Source organism: Acinetobacter sp. FY731 (assembly GCF_059515905.1).
This window is the reverse complement of the sequence record NZ_JCAKNB010000005.1, coordinates 100,387-116,603: the sequence shown is the minus strand read 5'-3', so window position 1 is coordinate 116,603 and position 16,217 is coordinate 100,387. Positions and strand designations below refer to the sequence as shown.

Genomic DNA, 16,217 nt, shown 5'->3' with positions numbered 1-16,217 from the left:
TGGGGAAACTTATGGCGCAGATTATTGCGATTGCGAACCAAAAAGGTGGCGTAGGTAAAACCACGACTGCGGTAAACTTAGCTGCATCTTTGGCGGTATTAAAAAAACGTGTACTCCTTGTGGATATGGATTCTCAAGGTAATGCCACAATGGGTTCTGGCGTTCAAAAAAATGATTTACTTTATTCAGTAACTGATGTGTTACTTGGTGAAGTGCCTATTGAAACTGCAATTGCAAAATCTGAAGTTGGTTATAAAGTTTTAGGGTCAAACCGAGATTTGGCTGGCGTAGAGCTTGTTATTGCAGAACAAGAAGGACGTGAATTTATTTTACGCAATGCATTAAAAGAAGTAGAAAACTCATTTGACTATATTATTGTCGATTGTGCGCCAAGTCTAAGCCTTATTACCGTGAATGCACTTACAGCAGTTCAGGGGGTGATGATTCCAATGCAATGTGAATATTATGCTTTGGAAGGTTTGGCCGATTTAACACAAACCATTGATCGAATTCAGCAAGCCTTAAATCCAAACCTAGAAATTATTGGCGTTTTACGCACAATGTATGATGCACGTAGCGCATTAACCAAAGATGTCTCTGAAGAATTATCACAATATTTTGGAAAAAAACTATACGATACGGTAATTCCGCGTAATATTCGTTTGGCGGAAGCTCCAGCTCATGGCTTACCAATTATCTATTTTGAAAAAAGTTCTAAGGGTGCGGTTGCATATTTAAATCTTGCAGCTGAGATGTTAAAGAAAAGCAAAGTCAAAAAAGGAAGTAAAGCATGACCACAAAAAAACGCGGATTAGCCAAGGGTCGTGGTTTGGATGCCTTACTTGGGTCAATCCAAAAAGAAAAATTGCAACTTGAAGCTCAATCGATCGATCATGGTCAGCTAAAACAAATTGATGTGCATTTGCTTAAGCGTGGTGAATACCAACCACGTCGTTTTATTAATGAGCAAGATTTACAAGAGCTAGCAGCATCTATTGAAAAACATGGTGTTATGCAGCCTATTGTTATTCGTCCTACAGATGATGAAAAACATCCATACGAAATTATTGCAGGTGAACGTCGTTGGCGTGCAGCCCAACTTGCAGGTTTAACGGAAGTTCCTGCAATTGTTCGTGATTTAACGGATCAAGTTGCAATTGCTTTGGCGTTAATTGAAAACATTCAACGCCAAGATTTAAACCCAATTGATCAAGCGATGGCATTACAACGCTTTCATGATGAATTTGGTTTAAGTCATCAAGAAATTGCGGAAACTGTGGGTAAAGCACGTACTACGGTAAGTAACTTGTTGCGTTTATTGTCACTTGCAGATGCAGTGAAAGACTTTATGCAACAAGGCTTGCTTGATATGGGGCATGCGCGTGCAATTTTGACGTTAAAAGCTAAAGATCAGTTAAAGGTTGCAGAAACTGTAATTGAAAAAAGTTTATCTGTACGTCAGACCGAACAATTGGTTCGTGAGCTGAGTGCACCTAAAGTAGAAAAACAGAAAGAAGAAGTTTCATATGATATTCAACAATTGTCTCAACAGTTATCTGAGCGTTTTAGTGCAGATGTGAAAATTGATTACAATAAGCAGGGTAAAGGAAAGCTTGTAATTAGCTATCATTCATTAGATGAGTTAGATGGTATTTTAAATATCTGTTTATCTAAGTAATGAATGTTTTGTGATTTATTGGGGAAAAACAAATGTGGGAATTAGTAAAAGCGGGCGGATGGTTGATGCTACCGTTGGTGTTATGCTCAATTTTTACCGTAGCTATTTCAATTGAACGCTTTCTTCGCTTAAAAAAATCGATCATTTTACCCAATGCTATTTTATTAAAAGTGGGGCAAAGTACGACAACAGTTGTACAGCAATTAAAACAGTCGACCTCTTTACAAGAAAGTCCTTTAGGTCGTATTTTTTTGTCAGGTTATCAGAGTAGAAATCATTCCTCTGAATATGTACGTGCACAAATGGAAGCAACTGCATCTCAGGAAATTGGTTATTTAGAAAAGAATATTAACTTTTTAGGAACATTAAGTGCCGTTGCGCCATTGCTAGGTTTGTTGGGTACGGTTTTAGGTATTATTGAATCTTTTTTAATGATTGATGTTGGATCGGCAAGTAATCCAACATTAATGATTCCAGGGATTTCTAAAGCATTAATTACAACTGCTGCAGGTATGTTGATTGCAATTCCAGCATTGTTTGCATATCGTTATTTTCAACGACTTGTACAAGAATATATTGCAGAGTTAGAACAGCAAGCAACCTTGTTTCATGCGGGGCTTTTTGTTGAAAATAAAAAGCATGAAAACAATGATCAATCTGAATAAGGTGAGCTTATGAAATTTAAGCGTTCACAAGTTGAAGATATTCATATTAATTTAACGCCCATGATTGATTGCTTGTTATTTATTTTGGTTTTTTTATTGTTGTCGACGACATTTAACCAAATGAGCCGAATGAATTTAACATTACCTGATGCACAAGGTGTTCCACCTAAACAATATGATCACAAAATTGAAGTTGTGGTTGATGCTTCGGGATATTATTCTGTGAATGGTCAAGCGCTCTCAACGAATGAGGCGGCAGACTTAAACACAGCAGTTAAACAAATTTCGAATGATCGTCGAGATTTAATGTTTGTTATTGCCGCCGATGCTAAGGCAGCACATCAAGATGTGATACGTGTAATGGATGTTGCAGGTCAGCTTGGTTTTGTTAATATTAATATTAGTACAAAAGTACCAACCCGAGGTTATTAGTGAAGAAAGATCTTCAGGTCTATCGTCGATTACTTAAATACTTAATCCCTTTTTGGGGCTTAGCTATTCTTGTATTTATTGGTTTTACTTTAAGTGCGGCTACTGAAGTTGGTGTAGCAAAGCTTTTAGAAAAAATTATTGATGCAATTCAACATCGAGATACGAGCTTTACTACAATTTTTCCATTGCTTGTTGTTGCTATGGTTTTCTTCCGTGGTTTGGGGCAATACATTGGTGGCTATTATACCGCAAAGATTTCTCGACACTTAGTATTTAATGTTAGACAGGAAGTTTTTGCAAAAATTTTACGTCTTCCGACACAGTATTTTTTAGATAATAGTAGTGGACATATCACAGCAAAAATTATGTTCAACGTTGAACAATTGACTGCTGCTACAACTGAGTCTTTAAGAACGGTCGTGCAACAAGGTTTAATTACAATTGGTTTACTTGGTTTCTTAATTTATACCAACTGGCGTCTAACTCTCTGTATTTTAATTTTTGCTCCACTTATTGGCTTGCTTGTACGTAAAGCTGGAAAACGCATGCGTAAATTATCTGTTCTTGTTCAAGATACGATGGGTGATGTTAACCATGTAGTTCAAGAAACGGTGAATGGTAATGTTGTTGTTAAGGGGTTTGGTGGGCAAACTTACGAGCATGAGCGCTTTAAATGGCACTCTATGGAAAATTTACGTCGTGGTTTAAAAATGACAGCAATTGCACAGCTGAATAGTCCAATTGTGCAACTTTGCATGGCATTTGCAATGGGGATTATTATTTGGATTGCGTTAAGACCAGAAATCTTACAAGATATTTCAGCAGGTGCATTTGTTGCATATATTACCGCTGCTGGTATGTTGAGTAAGCCGGTTAAGGCTTTAACAGAAGTGAATGAAAAATTACAACGTGGTTTAGCTGCAGCACATTCTGTATTTGAATTAATTGATATGGAAGAAGAAGATAATCAAGGAACTTTAAAACCAGAATTAAAAGGCAATGTGCAATTTGATCATGTAAATATGCAATATTCAGATGGATGTGAGGCAATCAAAGACTTTTCACTTGATATTAACGTGGGGGATACGGTTGCTCTAGTAGGTCGGTCTGGTGCGGGTAAGTCATCGCTTGTTAATTTACTCGTTCGCTATCAAGAAATATCTTCAGGCAGCTTAAAGTTAGATGGTATTGATATTCACGATATCGAGCTAAATTGTCTAAGAACACAAATTGCAATGGTAAATCAACAGGTTGTTCTTTTTAACCGTACAGTGCGTGAAAATATCGCTTACGGACAGTTGGAAGGTGCAAGTGATGAAGATGTTGTTGCAGCAGCTAAGGCAGCTTATGCACATGATTTCATTATGGATTTGCCGAATGGTTATAATACAGAGTTGGGTGCACAAGGCTTAAATTTATCTGGTGGTCAACGTCAACGTATTGCAATTGCGCGTGCCATTTTGAAAAACTCACCTATTTTAATCTTAGATGAAGCGACTAGTGCACTTGATAATGAGTCTGAATATTATATTCAGCGTGCATTTGATGCTGCAATGAAAGATCGTACAACCATTGTGATTGCACATCGTTTATCTACAATTGAAAATGCAGATTGTATTGTGGTTATGGATCAAGGGCGTATTCTCGAAAGTGGTACTCATCAAGAGTTGTTGAATAAAAAAGGTGCGTACTTCCAATTACATCAACGTAATTTTGAGGAATAAAATTTAAATGTCGGTTGCGCAATTTATTCAGAATGCTTGGAATAGACAAGCAAAGTGGTTAATTGTGCTCCGACCACTTTCTATTTTATATCGTTCAATATCTAAGTTGAATCATAAGCTATATTTGGCAGGTATTAAGCCATCTTATACAGCGCCTGTACCCGTGATGGTCATTGGTAATATTACGGTGGGTGGGAGTGGAAAAACACCATTGCTTATTCACTTGGTTGACTATTTAGAGTCGATAGGTGTGTGTGTTGGTGTAATTAGTCGGGGGTATGGTGGAAAAGGTCCTTTCCCTGCATATGTTGATATGGATTCTGAACCTGATGAAGTCGGTGATGAACCCTGTTTGATTGTCCAGTCTACCGGTGTTCCGATGGTGGTTGGTGCAAACCGACAAAAAAATATTGAATTATTACTTTCTAAGCACAAGTTAGATTTAATTATTAGTGATGATGGTTTACAGCACTACGCTTTAAATCGTCAATTAGAGTGGATTGTTCTTGATAATAATCGTGGTTTAGGTAATGAAAAAATATTACCTGAGGGTTATCTACGTGAGCCTAAGAGTCGCTTAGATACCGCAACAGTGATTGAACATGCGGCTCACCCTCAGTCTGATTTAAATATGCACTTGGAAGTCTCGACGCCATATTTGTTAAATACAAATAAAGATACATTTTTTGATGGAAGTCTTGATTATTATGCTGTGGTTGGTATTGGCTATCCGCAAAGATTTTATAAAACACTTCAATCGCTTGGTGTGCACCAATTCCAGTGTCATGAGTTTCCAGATCATCATGACTATGAAATTCAAGATTTACAATTTGAAGATGCAAATCCAATTATTACGACAGAAAAAGATGCAGTTAAACTATTACCACTTTTAAAGAAAAATCCAGATTTTAAGCGTGAAATTTGGGTGGTTCCTGTCGAGGCTGTGTTAAGCCAAGACTGTTATGTATTGTTAAATAATCAGCTTAAAAACCTAGGCATTCAAATTCATTAAGGTTTGTATATGAAACACATCGTTATTCCTGCTCGCTTTGCAAGCTCTCGTTTACCTGGGAAGCCGTTGCTTGAAATTCATGGTCGGCCAATGATTTTGCGTGTTGTTGACCAAGCGAAAAAAGTAGAAGGATTTGATGATCTATGTGTGGCGACAGATGATGAGCGAATTGCAGAAATTTGTCGTGCTAATGGAGTTGATGTTGTTTTGACATCAAAAGATCATCCATCAGGTACAGATCGTTTAAGTGAGGTTGCTCGCATTAAAGGTTGGGCGAGTGAAGATATTATTGTAAATGTGCAAGGTGATGAACCACTTTTACCTGCTAAATTGGTGAAGCAAGTTGCACAGTTATTGGTGGATCAACCGACAAGCTCGATGTCTACATTGTGTGAGCCTATTTCTAATTTAGAAGAATTTAAGCGTGATAGTATTGTTAAAGTGGTGATGTCTAAGCATAACCAAGCTTTATACTTTAGCCGAGCGACCATTCCTTATGATCGTGATGGTGCTAAAACGGCTGAACAAAAACTACATGATCAAGCATTTCGTCATTTGGGTTTGTATGCTTATCGCGTACAGCTTTTAAAAGAATATGTGACTTGGGATATGGGTGCTTTAGAAAAACTAGAAAGTCTTGAGCAGTTACGTGTTTTGGAAAACGGTCATAAAATTGCCATTGCAGTTGCAGAAGCAAATTTACCACCGGGTGTAGATACTCAAGAAGATTTAGATCGTTTAAATGCGATGGATGTTTCTGCTTTTCTATAATTTAGGGATTTAACATGCAAGAACAGCGTGGACAAGTGTATCCATGGCAAAAACAAGTTTGGGAAAACCTGACATCACGTTTTCCTAAAATTGGACATGGGTTGCTTTTTTATGGCAAAAAGGGCTGTGGAAAAGAGGCATTTGCGCAACAATTTCTTGCATGGGTTTTGTGTTTAAATCGACATGAAAAAAATGAACCTTGCGGTACATGTGGAAGTTGTCTTTGGTTGAAGGCAGATACGCATCCGAACTACGTATATGTTTCAACCGATGAAGACAATAAAAAACAAAATGCTAAAATTAAAATTGAAAAGGTGAGAGATTTACAGCCTTTTGTGCAACAAACGGTAGATGGTTGGCGTGTAATTGTTATCGAGCCTGCTGAAGCTTTAAATATTGCATCATCAAATGCACTTCTAAAAACCTTAGAAGAGCCAGGTGAGCGCACGATTATTATTTTATTAGCGGATCATTATTTAAAGTTACCTGCAACTATTCGAAGTAGATTGCAACATTTTGCTTTAGATCGAGTTGAGTCTAATCAAACGACTCAATTTTTACTTGAAAATTTAACGGAAGAATTACAATCACAAATTCCGCTGCTATTGAATTTATCAAATCAGATGCCTTTGTTTGCTTTGCAATTAGCTGCAAAAGATTGGGTTGTTAAGCGTGGTTTATTTGTTCAAGATTGGCAAAAATTAGTGACCCAAAAAAATATGCCATTGGCGATTGCAAGCAAGTGGAATAAAGAACTGAGCTTCTCAGATTTTATGCAAATGTTTGAATATCTTTTAGCTGATTTAATTTGTGTAAAACTAGAACAGCAAGTGAAAAATATAGATATAGATTTTAGTGTTTTGGTTGAACAATATTCACTCGAGGCATTATTTGGGATATATTCAGAAATACAACAAGCAAAAAAACTCACCGAGCAAAATGTACAAGGAAATTTGGTTGTTGACCAACTTTGTATCAAGCTTATGAATGTTTAGGGGAAAAATATGCAACCACGTGGCGGTATTATTCAAGCAAATATTCTAGATAAAGATATGCTTTACCAGAGCTATATGCCGTATGTTGCAGGTGGAGGATTATTTATTCCATCAAAGCAACCTGTAAAAATGGGGGAAGAAGTTTTTGTTTTGGCGACTTTGCCAGAACAATCTCAAAAAATTCCACTCACAGGTAAAGTGATTTGGATTTCTCACAAACAAAATGGAATTAAATTGCAGGGATTTGGTATTCAGCTGACAGGTGAAAAGGGTATTTTTTACAAGTCTGAAGCAGAAAAATTGCTTGCAGGGGTTAAAGCGGCAGGCCGTAATAGTTACACTATGTAATTCAGTGTAACTTAGGAAATCATCGTGTTTGTAGATACGCATTGCCATTTAACTATGCTTGATTTAACGCCTTATGACGGTCAGTTAGATTTAGCGTTGGCACAAGCTCGCGAAGCGGGTGTATCAAAATTTATGGGTATCTCTGTAGACTTAGATGATCATATTGAGCTTGCAAAAATTGCTGCTCGTCATGCAGATGTGGGTTATACGGTTGGAGTTCATCCTTGTGAAGATCCAGCTGTTATGGCACGAGCAACTACAGAATATTTGATTGAGCTTGCACAAGCAGAAAAGGTTTGGGCAATTGGTGAAACAGGTTTAGATTATTTTCACAGCACAGAATTTGTAGCTGAACAAAAAGAATGTTTTGCTCGACACATTCACGCATCGCAAAGTGTTAAAAAGCCTGTGGTGGTTCATACTCGGTCAGCAAAATTTGACACGATTGATATTATCCGTGCTGAAAAATCAACACATGGTATTTTGCACTGTTTTACCGAAGATTGGGAAACAGCAAAAGCAGTGCTTGATTGCGGATATTATGTTTCTTTTTCAGGTATTGTATCGTTTAAAAATGCACAAGATTTACGTGATGTTGCAAAGCAAGTTCCATTAGATCGTGTGCTTATTGAAACAGATAGTCCTTATTTGGCACCCATGCCCTATAGAGGAAAGTCTAATGAACCAAAGTACGTTCCCTATGTAGCCAAAGCATTAAGTGATGTATATGATAAGTCACTTGAGGAAATGGCTTTCATAACAAAGAAAAACTTTGAAAACCTCCTAAACATGAAATAAATGCCATCAGAAGATGGATAAAAGCAAAAGAGAGTTTATAGGGTGAAGATGGATCGTCAGGCTCAGTTTCGAGCAAGAGAAACCTTAATTTTTCAAGTTGCAGAGCAATTGCTTCTTGAAAATGGCGAAGCGGGAATGACGCTGGATGCTTTAGCTGCTGAATTAGATTTGGCAAAAGGTACGCTTTATAAACACTTTCAGAGCAAAGATGAGCTCTATATGATGCTTATTATTCGCAATGAAATGATGTTATTAGAAATGATTAAGGATGCTGAAAAAGCATTTCCTGAACATTTGGCATTCTTTATGTTGCATCACCTGCATCATCCAGAGAGAACGGTTTTGTTTCATCAAATTGAAGAAAGACTATCTACAACGGGTGTGGGTGTAAATCATTTATTTACCGAGTTATATCAAGTCAGAAAGCAACGCTTACGTATTATTATTCGTATGACGGAAACCTATTTAGCATCTATCCAAAGTGCCATGTCTGTAAGAGATTATCTTGCATCTATTTGGGGTTTAACGTATGGTGCGGCTGCAATTTTGAACTCTAGTTTCTATCAACGCTATTTGGGCTCACGAGATACATTACGTGTTGCCTACATAGACCAAGCACTAGCAATACCGAAACAAGTAAAAGTTCTAGATTTAGCAGTATAAAAAATAATTATTTCGACGCATTTTGATATTTACTGCAATTTGTGTCGAAATATTATATTTAAATGGTTTTTAAGACCTAAAAATAATAAAAATGAGTTTTATTTAAGTAAATTAAAGACTAATTTTGAATAATGAAGTTGCTTTTAAGGCGTTGTTAAAGTGTGAAGTTATAGGATGTTGAACTAAATTTTATAGTTTAAGTTATCCAAAATAACGATGATATGTTTTCCCTATTATAATGAACTATAAAATTAATGCTTGTAATAGGATTTTTGCATTATAATCGAATAAATCCCTATTAATATTTTATATACCACGACATATGATCATTCGTAAGTTATTTAAGTTTGAAAACGCCCACGTTGTACGTAATTGCACGTCAGATCGTTGTAAGCGTTCTATACACGGCCATAGTTACAAGGTTGAGTTGTTACTTAAAGCGACAAAATTAGATCATGGTCAAATGGTATATGATTTTGGTTTGTTGAAAGGTGTGATTAAAGACCTTATTGACTCTTTTGATCATGCGATTTGTTTTTGGGAACATGACAGTAAAGAATATATTCAAGCGTGTAAAACATTTAGTGCACGTTGGGTTTCTTTACCTGTATCGCCATCGGCAGAACAATTTTCACGTATTTTCTTTTATTTAGTGCAACAAGTTTTAGCATCGACAGAAACTCGAAATGGTGAAGGTGATGTTGAAGTGTATTCTGTGATTGTTCACGAAACAGATACAGGATATGCACAAAGCTTTGCAGAAGATATTAGTAATGAGCAAATGGGCTTGTTAGCATTGGATCAAATAGAGTTTTCTGAACAAATTCAAGCCGAATGGGCAGATTCATCAATGTATGAAAATCTAAAAAAAGGAATTAAATTTCAGAACCCAGTAGTTGATTTACAGGTAAAACTGTAAGTATTTATAACATTTGGACATAAATTAGGAATTAAGGAAGAAGTATGCCTTTAACAGATCTACAGCTTGCGAAGTTAGAAAAAGTGCAGTTGGAAGCAAGTTGGAAAGATAGTTTAAGTGAATTTTTACTCAGTCCTAAAATGGATGAGTTAAAGGACTTCTTGATTCAAGAGAAAAAAGCAGAGAAAGTAGTTTATCCACCAAGCCATCTTATTTTTAATGCTTTAAATACAACACCTTTACCTAATGTAAAGGTCGTGATTTTAGGGCAAGATCCTTATCATGGACCGAATCAGGCACATGGATTAAGCTTTTCTGTACAAAGAGGGCTTGCATTACCGCCATCTTTGCGTAATATTTTTCATGAGTTACACAATGATTTAGAGCTCCCAGTTTCAAAATATGGTGATTTAAGTCGTTGGGCAGAACAGGGTGTACTGCTCTTAAATAGTGTATTGACGGTGGAAGCAGGACAACCAACGTCGCATCAAAAACGTGGCTGGGAAGATTTTACAGATCATGTGATTGATGTATTAAATGAACAACGTGAGCATATTGTTTTCATTCTATGGGGGGCGTATGCACAACGTAAAGGACAACGAATCGATCAAAACAAACACTTGGTATTAAAAGCTGCTCATCCATCTCCATTGGCAGCAAACCGAGGTGGTTTTTTTGGTTGTAAAGCGTTTTCAAAAACAAATAATTATCTTAAACAAAATGGCATTGAGCCTATAGATTGGCAGCTGGACGCATGACATATTCTCCCATTTCAAAAAATTATCATCCTGACTTAATTGTTGAGGAAGCTATCAATGGATGGCGCATAGTTCGATTAAATCGTCCGAAATCTTTACATGCTTTAGATGAGTCTATTGCTACGGCTTTATTGGAAGTTTTTCAAGACTTTCATACAGATGATAGCGTTAAGGCAATTTGGCTAGATTCAACAACACCAAAGGCATTTTGTGCGGGTGGTGATGTTCGTAAACTGCGTCAACTTGTAATTAATGATGAAGTTGATACAGCAAATAGTTTTTTTGAACAAGAATATGCTCTAGATTTACTTCTTCATAATTATGCTAAACCTGTTTTGGTTTGGGGTGAAGGTTATGTAATGGGTGGTGGTTTAGGCTTATTTATGGCTGCACCATTTCGTTTAGTGACACCATATTCACGTTTAGCAATGCCTGAAATTAACATTGGTTTATATCCGGATGTTGGTGCAACACGCTTTTTAGCTGACCGTGGAGCAATTGGTTTGTTTACGGGCTTAACGGGCTCAATTATGACTGCTGCGGGAGCATACGGAATTGGGTGGGCAACTCATATTTGTGATGCTCAACGTGATTCTGTGTTAAGCAAAGTGATTAATATTGATTGGAATCACTATCCAGCAGGTGATTTTCGTGCCATTGATGACACGCTAAATAGTATGCATAGACCTGTTGGTCCTGGTCCATTGCAAAACTCTCTAGATGTTATTCAAAGTGTGTGCCGTGGTGTGAATTTTGAACATGACTATGAATCTATTATTGGTTTAAGTGATGCACGAAGTGATTGGCTACGTCAGGCAAGTGAGAATTTACAAAAAGGTTCTCCAACTACCGCTGCTTTAACATGGTTGTTGTGGCAATGGGGTAAGCAAATACATTCTTGGAATGAAGTATTTGAGCTTGAGCGCCAAATTTCAGATTGGAAAATCCGTCATCCTGACTTTGTAGAGGGTGTACGTGCTCGTTTGGTTGATAAAGATTTATCACCTGAATGGTATAAGGGCGTAGACTTATCTCTAAAAGGAATTTTAGCGGATAACCCGCCTGTAACAACAATTGAAAGTTGGAATATCTTGCTTAAGCATTATGGTGTAATTAGTTAAGTTATGTCTGAAAGCTTTACCGATGAATATTGGATGCAGCAGGCAATTGAGCAAGCTGAACAAGCTGCCTCAATTGGGGAAATTCCAGTAGGTGCTATTATTGTAAGCCGGAACGAAATTATTGGTTCGGGCTTCAATGCACCAATTTCCTTAAATGATCCAACAGCACATGCTGAAATTGTTGCGATTCGACAAGCATGTGAGCATATTAAAAATTATCGATTGCCTGAAGATGCCACGCTTTATGTGACGCTTGAGCCATGCACGATGTGTGTGGGTGCTTTAATTCATTCTCGAATTCAACGTGTTGTTTTTGCGACAACTGAACCTAAGGCTGGTTCGTTAATTAGTGCACGTCAGTTGTTAAGTAGTGGTTACTATAATCATGTTTTTGAATTTGAATCGGGCTGTTTAGCTAATGAGTGTTCTGCTCAATTATCTGCCTTTTTTAAAATGCGTAGAGAGCAAAAGCGTCAGTTAAAAAATATTGAAAAGTTCGAGAATAAAATAGAATAGATCAATATATTTAGTCTTAATTTACGCAAAAATAATGTTGGATAAAATAATGAACTCAATATCTATTACAAAAGACTTTAATGCGCCAATCGAGCAAGTATTTGAATTGCTGTCGAAACATGACACTTATAATGTAGCGTTTGCGCCTATGCAAGTTGAGCGTATTAAAGATTCGTTAGACACAAGTCGTCCAGATGGGGTTGGGTCGATTAGGAAATTGGGTATTGGTAAAATTAAGCCTTTACAAGAGCAAATTACCTTATTGCTACCCAATGAGCGTATTGAATATAAAATTATTAAAAACCCATTGGTTAAACATCATATTGGGATTATCACATTTGAAGCGATTGATCGTCATGTTACCCGTGTAAATTACACCATTGAATTGCAGATGAGGTTGCCGTTTGTAAGTAAATTAATTCTTGCGCAGCTAAAATCTGGGATTAAACTAGGCTTCTCTAAACTCGCTAAAACTGTATCAGTTCAAACGGAAATCTAATGACAGTTCAAATTATTACAATTGATGGTCCAAGTGGTTCAGGTAAGGGGACACTTGCTGCAAAACTAGCTATGCATTATCAATTTCATCTTTTAGATTCTGGTGCGCTTTATCGTTTGCTTGGATTGTCATTGAAGAATAAACAATTACTTGATCAATTAGATACTCAGTTAGCACAGTGTGTACACATTGCGTCACAATTAAATATTCAATTTTTAAGTGGTGAACAAGGTACAAAAGTTCTGTTAGATCATGAAGATGTGTCACAAGAAATTCGAACAGAAGAAGTTGGTTCTTTTGCATCAAAAGTTGCTGCAATTCCAGAACTTAGAACTGCCTTGTTACAACGTCAGCGTGATTTTGCACAAGCACCTGGGCTTGTTGCAGATGGTCGAGATATGGCAACGACCATTTTTCCAGAAGCGCAAGCAAAGATATATTTGACAGCTTCTGCTCAGTCTAGAGCCGAGCGACGTGTAAACCAGTTGCAGGGTATGGGGCTAGATGTTAAAATAAGCGACATTTTAGCTAATATCGAAGCACGTGATAGACGAGATATGGAACGAGAAGTCGCTCCACTCAAGCCTGCTGATGATGCGTACATCATTGATAGTTCAACATTGAACATTGATGAAGTATTTAAGCTGATGATTACTTATGTAAATCAGCAATTAGCCAAATAACTCAATATTTTCAGCAAACGCATAGCTTGATCAGTTTTATATGGACTATGTAGATGCTTAATTAAACCGGCCTTGTCTGATCCAAGACCGCTGACTTTATCAGGTATATCATGACCGAATCTTTTGCAGCCCTCTTTGAAGAAAGCGAATTAAACCTCAACGTTGAAAAGGGTGCTGTCATCCAAGGCGTTGTAGTAAGCATCGACTCTGACTGGGTAACTGTTGACACTGGCCTTAAATCTGAAGGCGTTGTTGACCGTGCTGAATTCTTAAATGAACAACGTGAACTTGAAGTTCAAGTTGGCGACACTGTAGACGTTGTTGTTGAAGCTCTTGACAACGGTATGGGTCAAACAGTTCTTTCACGCGAAAAAGCTAAACGCGCTGAAACTTGGACTAAACTTGAAAAAATCTTTGAAGACGGCGAAATCGTTACTGGTGTTATCTCTGGTAAAGTTAAAGGCGGTTTCACTGTTGACATCGGTCCAGTACGTGCATTCCTTCCAGGTTCTTTAGTTGATACTCGTCCTATTCGTGATACTACTCACTTAGAAGGTAAAGAGTTAGAATTCAAAGTAATCAAACTTGACGCTAAACGTAACAACGTTGTTGTTTCACGTCGTGCTGTTATGGAAGCTGAATCTTCAGCTGACCGTGAAGCTCTTCTTGCTCAGCTTGAAGAAGGTCAAACTGTTACTGGTACGATCAAAAACCTTACTGACTACGGCGCATTTGTTGACCTTGGCGGTATTGACGGTCTTCTTCACATCACTGATATGGCTTGGAAACGCATCAAGCACCCTTCAGAAGTTGTTGAAGTTGGTCAAGAAGTTACTGTTAAAGTACTTAAATTTGACAAAGAACGTAACCGCGTATCTTTAGGTCTTAAGCAATTAGGCGAAGATCCATGGTTAGCGATCATGAACCGTTACCCTAAAGGTTCTATCGTTAAAGCTCGCGTAACTAACTTAACTGACTACGGCTGTTTCGCAGAAATCGCTGAAGGCGTTGAAGGTTTAGTACACGTTTCAGAAATGGATCACACTAACAAAAACATCCACCCATCTAAAGTAGTTCAGATTGGTGATGAAGTTGATGTTATGGTTCTTGAAGTTGATGAAGAACGTCGTCGTATTTCTCTTGGTATTAAACAAACTCGTGCTAACCCATGGGAAGAGTTCTCTAAAAACCATGATAAAGGCGAAAAAGTTTCAGGTACTATCAAGTCAATCACTGACTTCGGTATCTTCATCGGTTTACCTGGCGGTATCGATGGCTTAGTTCACTTATCTGATATTTCTTGGAACGAACAAGGCGAAGAAGCTATCCGTCGTTACAAGAAAGGTGACACTGTTGAAGCGGTTATCTTATCTGTAGATGCTGACGGCAACCGTATTAGCCTTGGTATCAAGCAAATGAACAACGATCCGTTCAATGATTTCTTAGTTGCGAACGAACGTGGTGCATTGGTTAAAGGTACTGTAACTGCAGTTGACGCTAAAGGCGCTACTGTTAAGTTAGCTGACGAAGTTGAAGCGACTCTTAAAGCATCTGAAATCAATCGCGATCGCGTTGAAGATGCAACTAAGTTCCTTGAAGTTGGTCAAGAAGTTGAAGCTAAAATCATTAACGTTGACCGCAAGTCACGTGCTATCAACTTGTCTATCAAAGCGAAAGACGAAGCTGAAGAGAAAGAAGCTGTTGCTAATTTGAAAACTGCAGCGACTAGCTCAGACAATGGTCCTAAGACTATTGGTGATTTGATCAAAGCTCAAATGGGCAACTAAGTATTCGTTTAAAGGTATTATTAATGTAAATTAACTAATACTTTTTACACAAATACAATAAACGGTAGCGTAGTATTAACTTATTACGCTACCGTTTTGTATTTAAACAGGTTATTATCATAGGTATGTTAAAGTAGCTTGATAATTAAAGAGGTCGTAGATGACTAGCGAAGCACTTAATAAGTCTGACTTAATAGAGCGTATTTCTCTAAAAAATCCACATTTGGCTGAGCCATTGGTGGAAGAAGCTGTTAAAATAATGATCGATCAAATGATTGCATCGTTATCTGCAGATGATCGAATTGAGATTCGTGGATTTGGTAGTTTTGCACTCCATCATCGTGAACCACGTGTGGGTCGTAATCCGAAGACTGGTAAGTCGGTTGAGGTTGCAGCAAAAGCTGTGCCTCACTTTAAGCCAGGTAAAGCATTACGTGATGCAGTGAATGAATCCGCGCAATAAAAATATTTAACGGAGTATTTATGCGCTACGTATTGGTTATAATTTTACTTGTACTATTTGGTTATTCACTGGCATTAGTTCTACAAAATAGTACCGAGCTATCTGTAGACTTATTGTTTACGCAAGTACCTGCAATGCGCTTAGGATTGTTGTTATTACTAACACTTTCTTTGGGGATTGTTTTAGGGTTATTGCTTGGTGTGCAAATTTTCCGTGTATTCCAACAAAGTTGGGAAATTAAACGTTTACGTAAAGACATTGATTATCTTCGTAAAGAGCAAATTCAAACTGCTCAATTGGCGGCAGCAGAAGCAGCAGCAAATAAGCGACATGAAAAAACAGTTTTAGATGTAAGTGCTGAAGATCATCAAAACTAATTTTGTGT

20 protein-coding genes are annotated in these 16,217 nt (G+C 37.4%); all 20 read left to right on the top strand.

Annotated features, from left to right (window positions below):
* The first annotated feature begins 11 nt into the window (after positions 1-11).
* The 20 genes from AC5YC8_RS08635 (at position 12) to AC5YC8_RS08540 (ending at position 16,209) form a co-directional block, all read left to right on the top strand.
* Positions 12-794, top strand: a complete 783-nt coding sequence (locus tag AC5YC8_RS08635; protein WP_496119301.1) for a ParA family protein — start codon at positions 12-14, stop codon at positions 792-794.
* Entirely contained in the window at positions 791-1,678 is an 888-nt protein-coding gene (locus AC5YC8_RS08630) for a ParB/RepB/Spo0J family partition protein (protein WP_496164225.1), read from the top strand. Before AC5YC8_RS08635 ends, AC5YC8_RS08630 begins: the two co-directional genes overlap by 4 nt.
* A 32-nt stretch (positions 1,679-1,710) precedes the next feature.
* Complete coding sequence (locus AC5YC8_RS08625) at positions 1,711-2,343, top strand: MotA/TolQ/ExbB proton channel family protein (RefSeq protein ID WP_496164224.1); 633 nt, start codon at positions 1,711-1,713, stop codon at positions 2,341-2,343.
* 9 nt (positions 2,344-2,352) lie between these two features.
* Positions 2,353-2,775: an ExbD/TolR family protein gene (locus tag AC5YC8_RS08620; protein WP_496164223.1), complete on the top strand. Its 423-nt coding sequence runs from the start codon at positions 2,353-2,355 to the stop codon at positions 2,773-2,775.
* Positions 2,775-4,499, top strand: coding sequence for a lipid A export permease/ATP-binding protein MsbA (gene msbA / locus AC5YC8_RS08615; protein ID WP_496164222.1), 1,725 nt, complete (start codon positions 2,775-2,777; stop codon positions 4,497-4,499). Before AC5YC8_RS08620 ends, msbA begins: the two co-directional genes overlap by 1 nt.
* 7 nt (positions 4,500-4,506) lie before the next feature.
* Positions 4,507-5,511, top strand: coding sequence for a tetraacyldisaccharide 4'-kinase (gene lpxK, locus AC5YC8_RS08610; protein WP_496164221.1), 1,005 nt, complete (start codon positions 4,507-4,509; stop codon positions 5,509-5,511).
* Positions 5,512-5,520: 9 nt separating this feature from the next.
* Positions 5,521-6,282 (top strand): 3-deoxy-manno-octulosonate cytidylyltransferase, encoded by a 762-nt coding sequence (gene kdsB / locus AC5YC8_RS08605; RefSeq protein ID WP_496119312.1) that lies wholly within the window; start codon positions 5,521-5,523, stop codon positions 6,280-6,282.
* 14 nt (positions 6,283-6,296) lie between these two features.
* Positions 6,297-7,277, top strand: a complete 981-nt coding sequence (locus AC5YC8_RS08600) for a DNA polymerase III delta subunit-related protein (RefSeq protein WP_496164220.1) — start codon at positions 6,297-6,299, stop codon at positions 7,275-7,277.
* Between the two features lie 9 nt (positions 7,278-7,286).
* Positions 7,287-7,625, top strand: a complete 339-nt coding sequence (locus tag AC5YC8_RS08595; protein WP_496164219.1) for a PilZ domain-containing protein — start codon at positions 7,287-7,289, stop codon at positions 7,623-7,625.
* A gap of 24 nt (positions 7,626-7,649) precedes the next feature.
* Positions 7,650-8,423 carry a TatD family hydrolase gene (locus AC5YC8_RS08590; protein WP_496119318.1) on the top strand — a complete coding sequence of 258 codons (774 nt, stop codon included), beginning with the start codon at positions 7,650-7,652 and terminating at the stop codon, positions 8,421-8,423.
* A 48-nt stretch (positions 8,424-8,471) separates the two neighbouring features.
* Positions 8,472-9,086, top strand: coding sequence for a TetR/AcrR family transcriptional regulator (locus AC5YC8_RS08585; RefSeq protein ID WP_496119320.1), 615 nt, complete (start codon positions 8,472-8,474; stop codon positions 9,084-9,086).
* A 322-nt stretch (positions 9,087-9,408) separates the two neighbouring features.
* Positions 9,409-10,005: a 6-pyruvoyl trahydropterin synthase family protein gene (locus AC5YC8_RS08580; RefSeq protein WP_496164218.1), complete on the top strand. Its 597-nt coding sequence runs from the start codon at positions 9,409-9,411 to the stop codon at positions 10,003-10,005.
* A gap of 44 nt (positions 10,006-10,049) precedes the next feature.
* Complete coding sequence (gene ung, locus AC5YC8_RS08575) at positions 10,050-10,763, top strand: uracil-DNA glycosylase (RefSeq protein ID WP_496164217.1); 714 nt, start codon at positions 10,050-10,052, stop codon at positions 10,761-10,763.
* The gene (locus tag AC5YC8_RS08570; protein ID WP_496164216.1) at positions 10,760-11,884 is read left to right on the top strand and encodes an enoyl-CoA hydratase/isomerase family protein; all 1,125 of its coding nucleotides are present in this window, start codon (positions 10,760-10,762) and stop codon (positions 11,882-11,884) included. The genes ung and AC5YC8_RS08570 overlap by 4 nt, the downstream gene beginning before the upstream one ends.
* 3 nt (positions 11,885-11,887) lie before the next feature.
* Positions 11,888-12,400 carry a tRNA adenosine(34) deaminase TadA gene (gene tadA, locus AC5YC8_RS08565; protein WP_496164215.1) on the top strand — a complete coding sequence of 171 codons (513 nt, stop codon included), beginning with the start codon at positions 11,888-11,890 and terminating at the stop codon, positions 12,398-12,400.
* A 49-nt stretch (positions 12,401-12,449) separates the two neighbouring features.
* Positions 12,450-12,899: an SRPBCC family protein gene (locus tag AC5YC8_RS08560; RefSeq protein WP_496119330.1), complete on the top strand. Its 450-nt coding sequence runs from the start codon at positions 12,450-12,452 to the stop codon at positions 12,897-12,899.
* Positions 12,899-13,582 carry a (d)CMP kinase gene (gene cmk, locus AC5YC8_RS08555; protein ID WP_496119332.1) on the top strand — a complete coding sequence of 228 codons (684 nt, stop codon included), beginning with the start codon at positions 12,899-12,901 and terminating at the stop codon, positions 13,580-13,582. The genes AC5YC8_RS08560 and cmk overlap by 1 nt, the downstream gene beginning before the upstream one ends.
* A 110-nt stretch (positions 13,583-13,692) precedes the next feature.
* Complete coding sequence (gene rpsA / locus AC5YC8_RS08550) at positions 13,693-15,369, top strand: 30S ribosomal protein S1 (RefSeq protein ID WP_496164214.1); 1,677 nt, start codon at positions 13,693-13,695, stop codon at positions 15,367-15,369.
* Positions 15,370-15,529: 160 nt separating this feature from the next.
* Positions 15,530-15,832 (top strand): integration host factor subunit beta, encoded by a 303-nt coding sequence (locus AC5YC8_RS08545; protein WP_496119336.1) that lies wholly within the window; start codon positions 15,530-15,532, stop codon positions 15,830-15,832.
* Between the two features lie 20 nt (positions 15,833-15,852).
* On the top strand, positions 15,853-16,209 hold the full coding sequence (locus AC5YC8_RS08540; RefSeq protein WP_496119338.1) for a lipopolysaccharide assembly protein LapA domain-containing protein: 357 nt from the start codon (positions 15,853-15,855) through the stop codon (positions 16,207-16,209).
* Positions 16,210-16,217: the final 8 nt, after the last annotated feature.

What these genes read in the sequence shown, in the direction of transcription:
- AC5YC8_RS08635 (WP_496119301.1), top strand. Translation starts at nt 12, where the DNA reads ATGGCGCAGATTATTGCGATTGCGAACCAAAAAGGTGGCGTAGGTAAA.
- AC5YC8_RS08630 (WP_496164225.1), top strand. Translation starts at nt 791, where the DNA reads ATGACCACAAAAAAACGCGGATTAGCCAAGGGTCGTGGTTTGGATGCC.
- AC5YC8_RS08625 (WP_496164224.1), top strand. Translation starts at nt 1,711, where the DNA reads ATGTGGGAATTAGTAAAAGCGGGCGGATGGTTGATGCTACCGTTGGTG.
- AC5YC8_RS08620 (WP_496164223.1), top strand. Translation starts at nt 2,353, where the DNA reads ATGAAATTTAAGCGTTCACAAGTTGAAGATATTCATATTAATTTAACG.
- lpxK (WP_496164221.1), top strand. Translation starts at nt 4,507, where the DNA reads ATGTCGGTTGCGCAATTTATTCAGAATGCTTGGAATAGACAAGCAAAG.
- kdsB (WP_496119312.1), top strand. Translation starts at nt 5,521, where the DNA reads ATGAAACACATCGTTATTCCTGCTCGCTTTGCAAGCTCTCGTTTACCT.
- AC5YC8_RS08600 (WP_496164220.1), top strand. Translation starts at nt 6,297, where the DNA reads ATGCAAGAACAGCGTGGACAAGTGTATCCATGGCAAAAACAAGTTTGG.
- AC5YC8_RS08595 (WP_496164219.1), top strand. Translation starts at nt 7,287, where the DNA reads ATGCAACCACGTGGCGGTATTATTCAAGCAAATATTCTAGATAAAGAT.
- AC5YC8_RS08585 (WP_496119320.1), top strand. Translation starts at nt 8,472, where the DNA reads ATGGATCGTCAGGCTCAGTTTCGAGCAAGAGAAACCTTAATTTTTCAA.
- AC5YC8_RS08580 (WP_496164218.1), top strand. Translation starts at nt 9,409, where the DNA reads ATGATCATTCGTAAGTTATTTAAGTTTGAAAACGCCCACGTTGTACGT.
- ung (WP_496164217.1), top strand. Translation starts at nt 10,050, where the DNA reads ATGCCTTTAACAGATCTACAGCTTGCGAAGTTAGAAAAAGTGCAGTTG.
- AC5YC8_RS08570 (WP_496164216.1), top strand. Translation starts at nt 10,760, where the DNA reads ATGACATATTCTCCCATTTCAAAAAATTATCATCCTGACTTAATTGTT.
- tadA (WP_496164215.1), top strand. Translation starts at nt 11,888, where the DNA reads ATGTCTGAAAGCTTTACCGATGAATATTGGATGCAGCAGGCAATTGAG.
- AC5YC8_RS08560 (WP_496119330.1), top strand. Translation starts at nt 12,450, where the DNA reads ATGAACTCAATATCTATTACAAAAGACTTTAATGCGCCAATCGAGCAA.
- cmk (WP_496119332.1), top strand. Translation starts at nt 12,899, where the DNA reads ATGACAGTTCAAATTATTACAATTGATGGTCCAAGTGGTTCAGGTAAG.
- rpsA (WP_496164214.1), top strand. Translation starts at nt 13,693, where the DNA reads ATGACCGAATCTTTTGCAGCCCTCTTTGAAGAAAGCGAATTAAACCTC.
- AC5YC8_RS08545 (WP_496119336.1), top strand. Translation starts at nt 15,530, where the DNA reads ATGACTAGCGAAGCACTTAATAAGTCTGACTTAATAGAGCGTATTTCT.
- AC5YC8_RS08540 (WP_496119338.1), top strand. Translation starts at nt 15,853, where the DNA reads ATGCGCTACGTATTGGTTATAATTTTACTTGTACTATTTGGTTATTCA.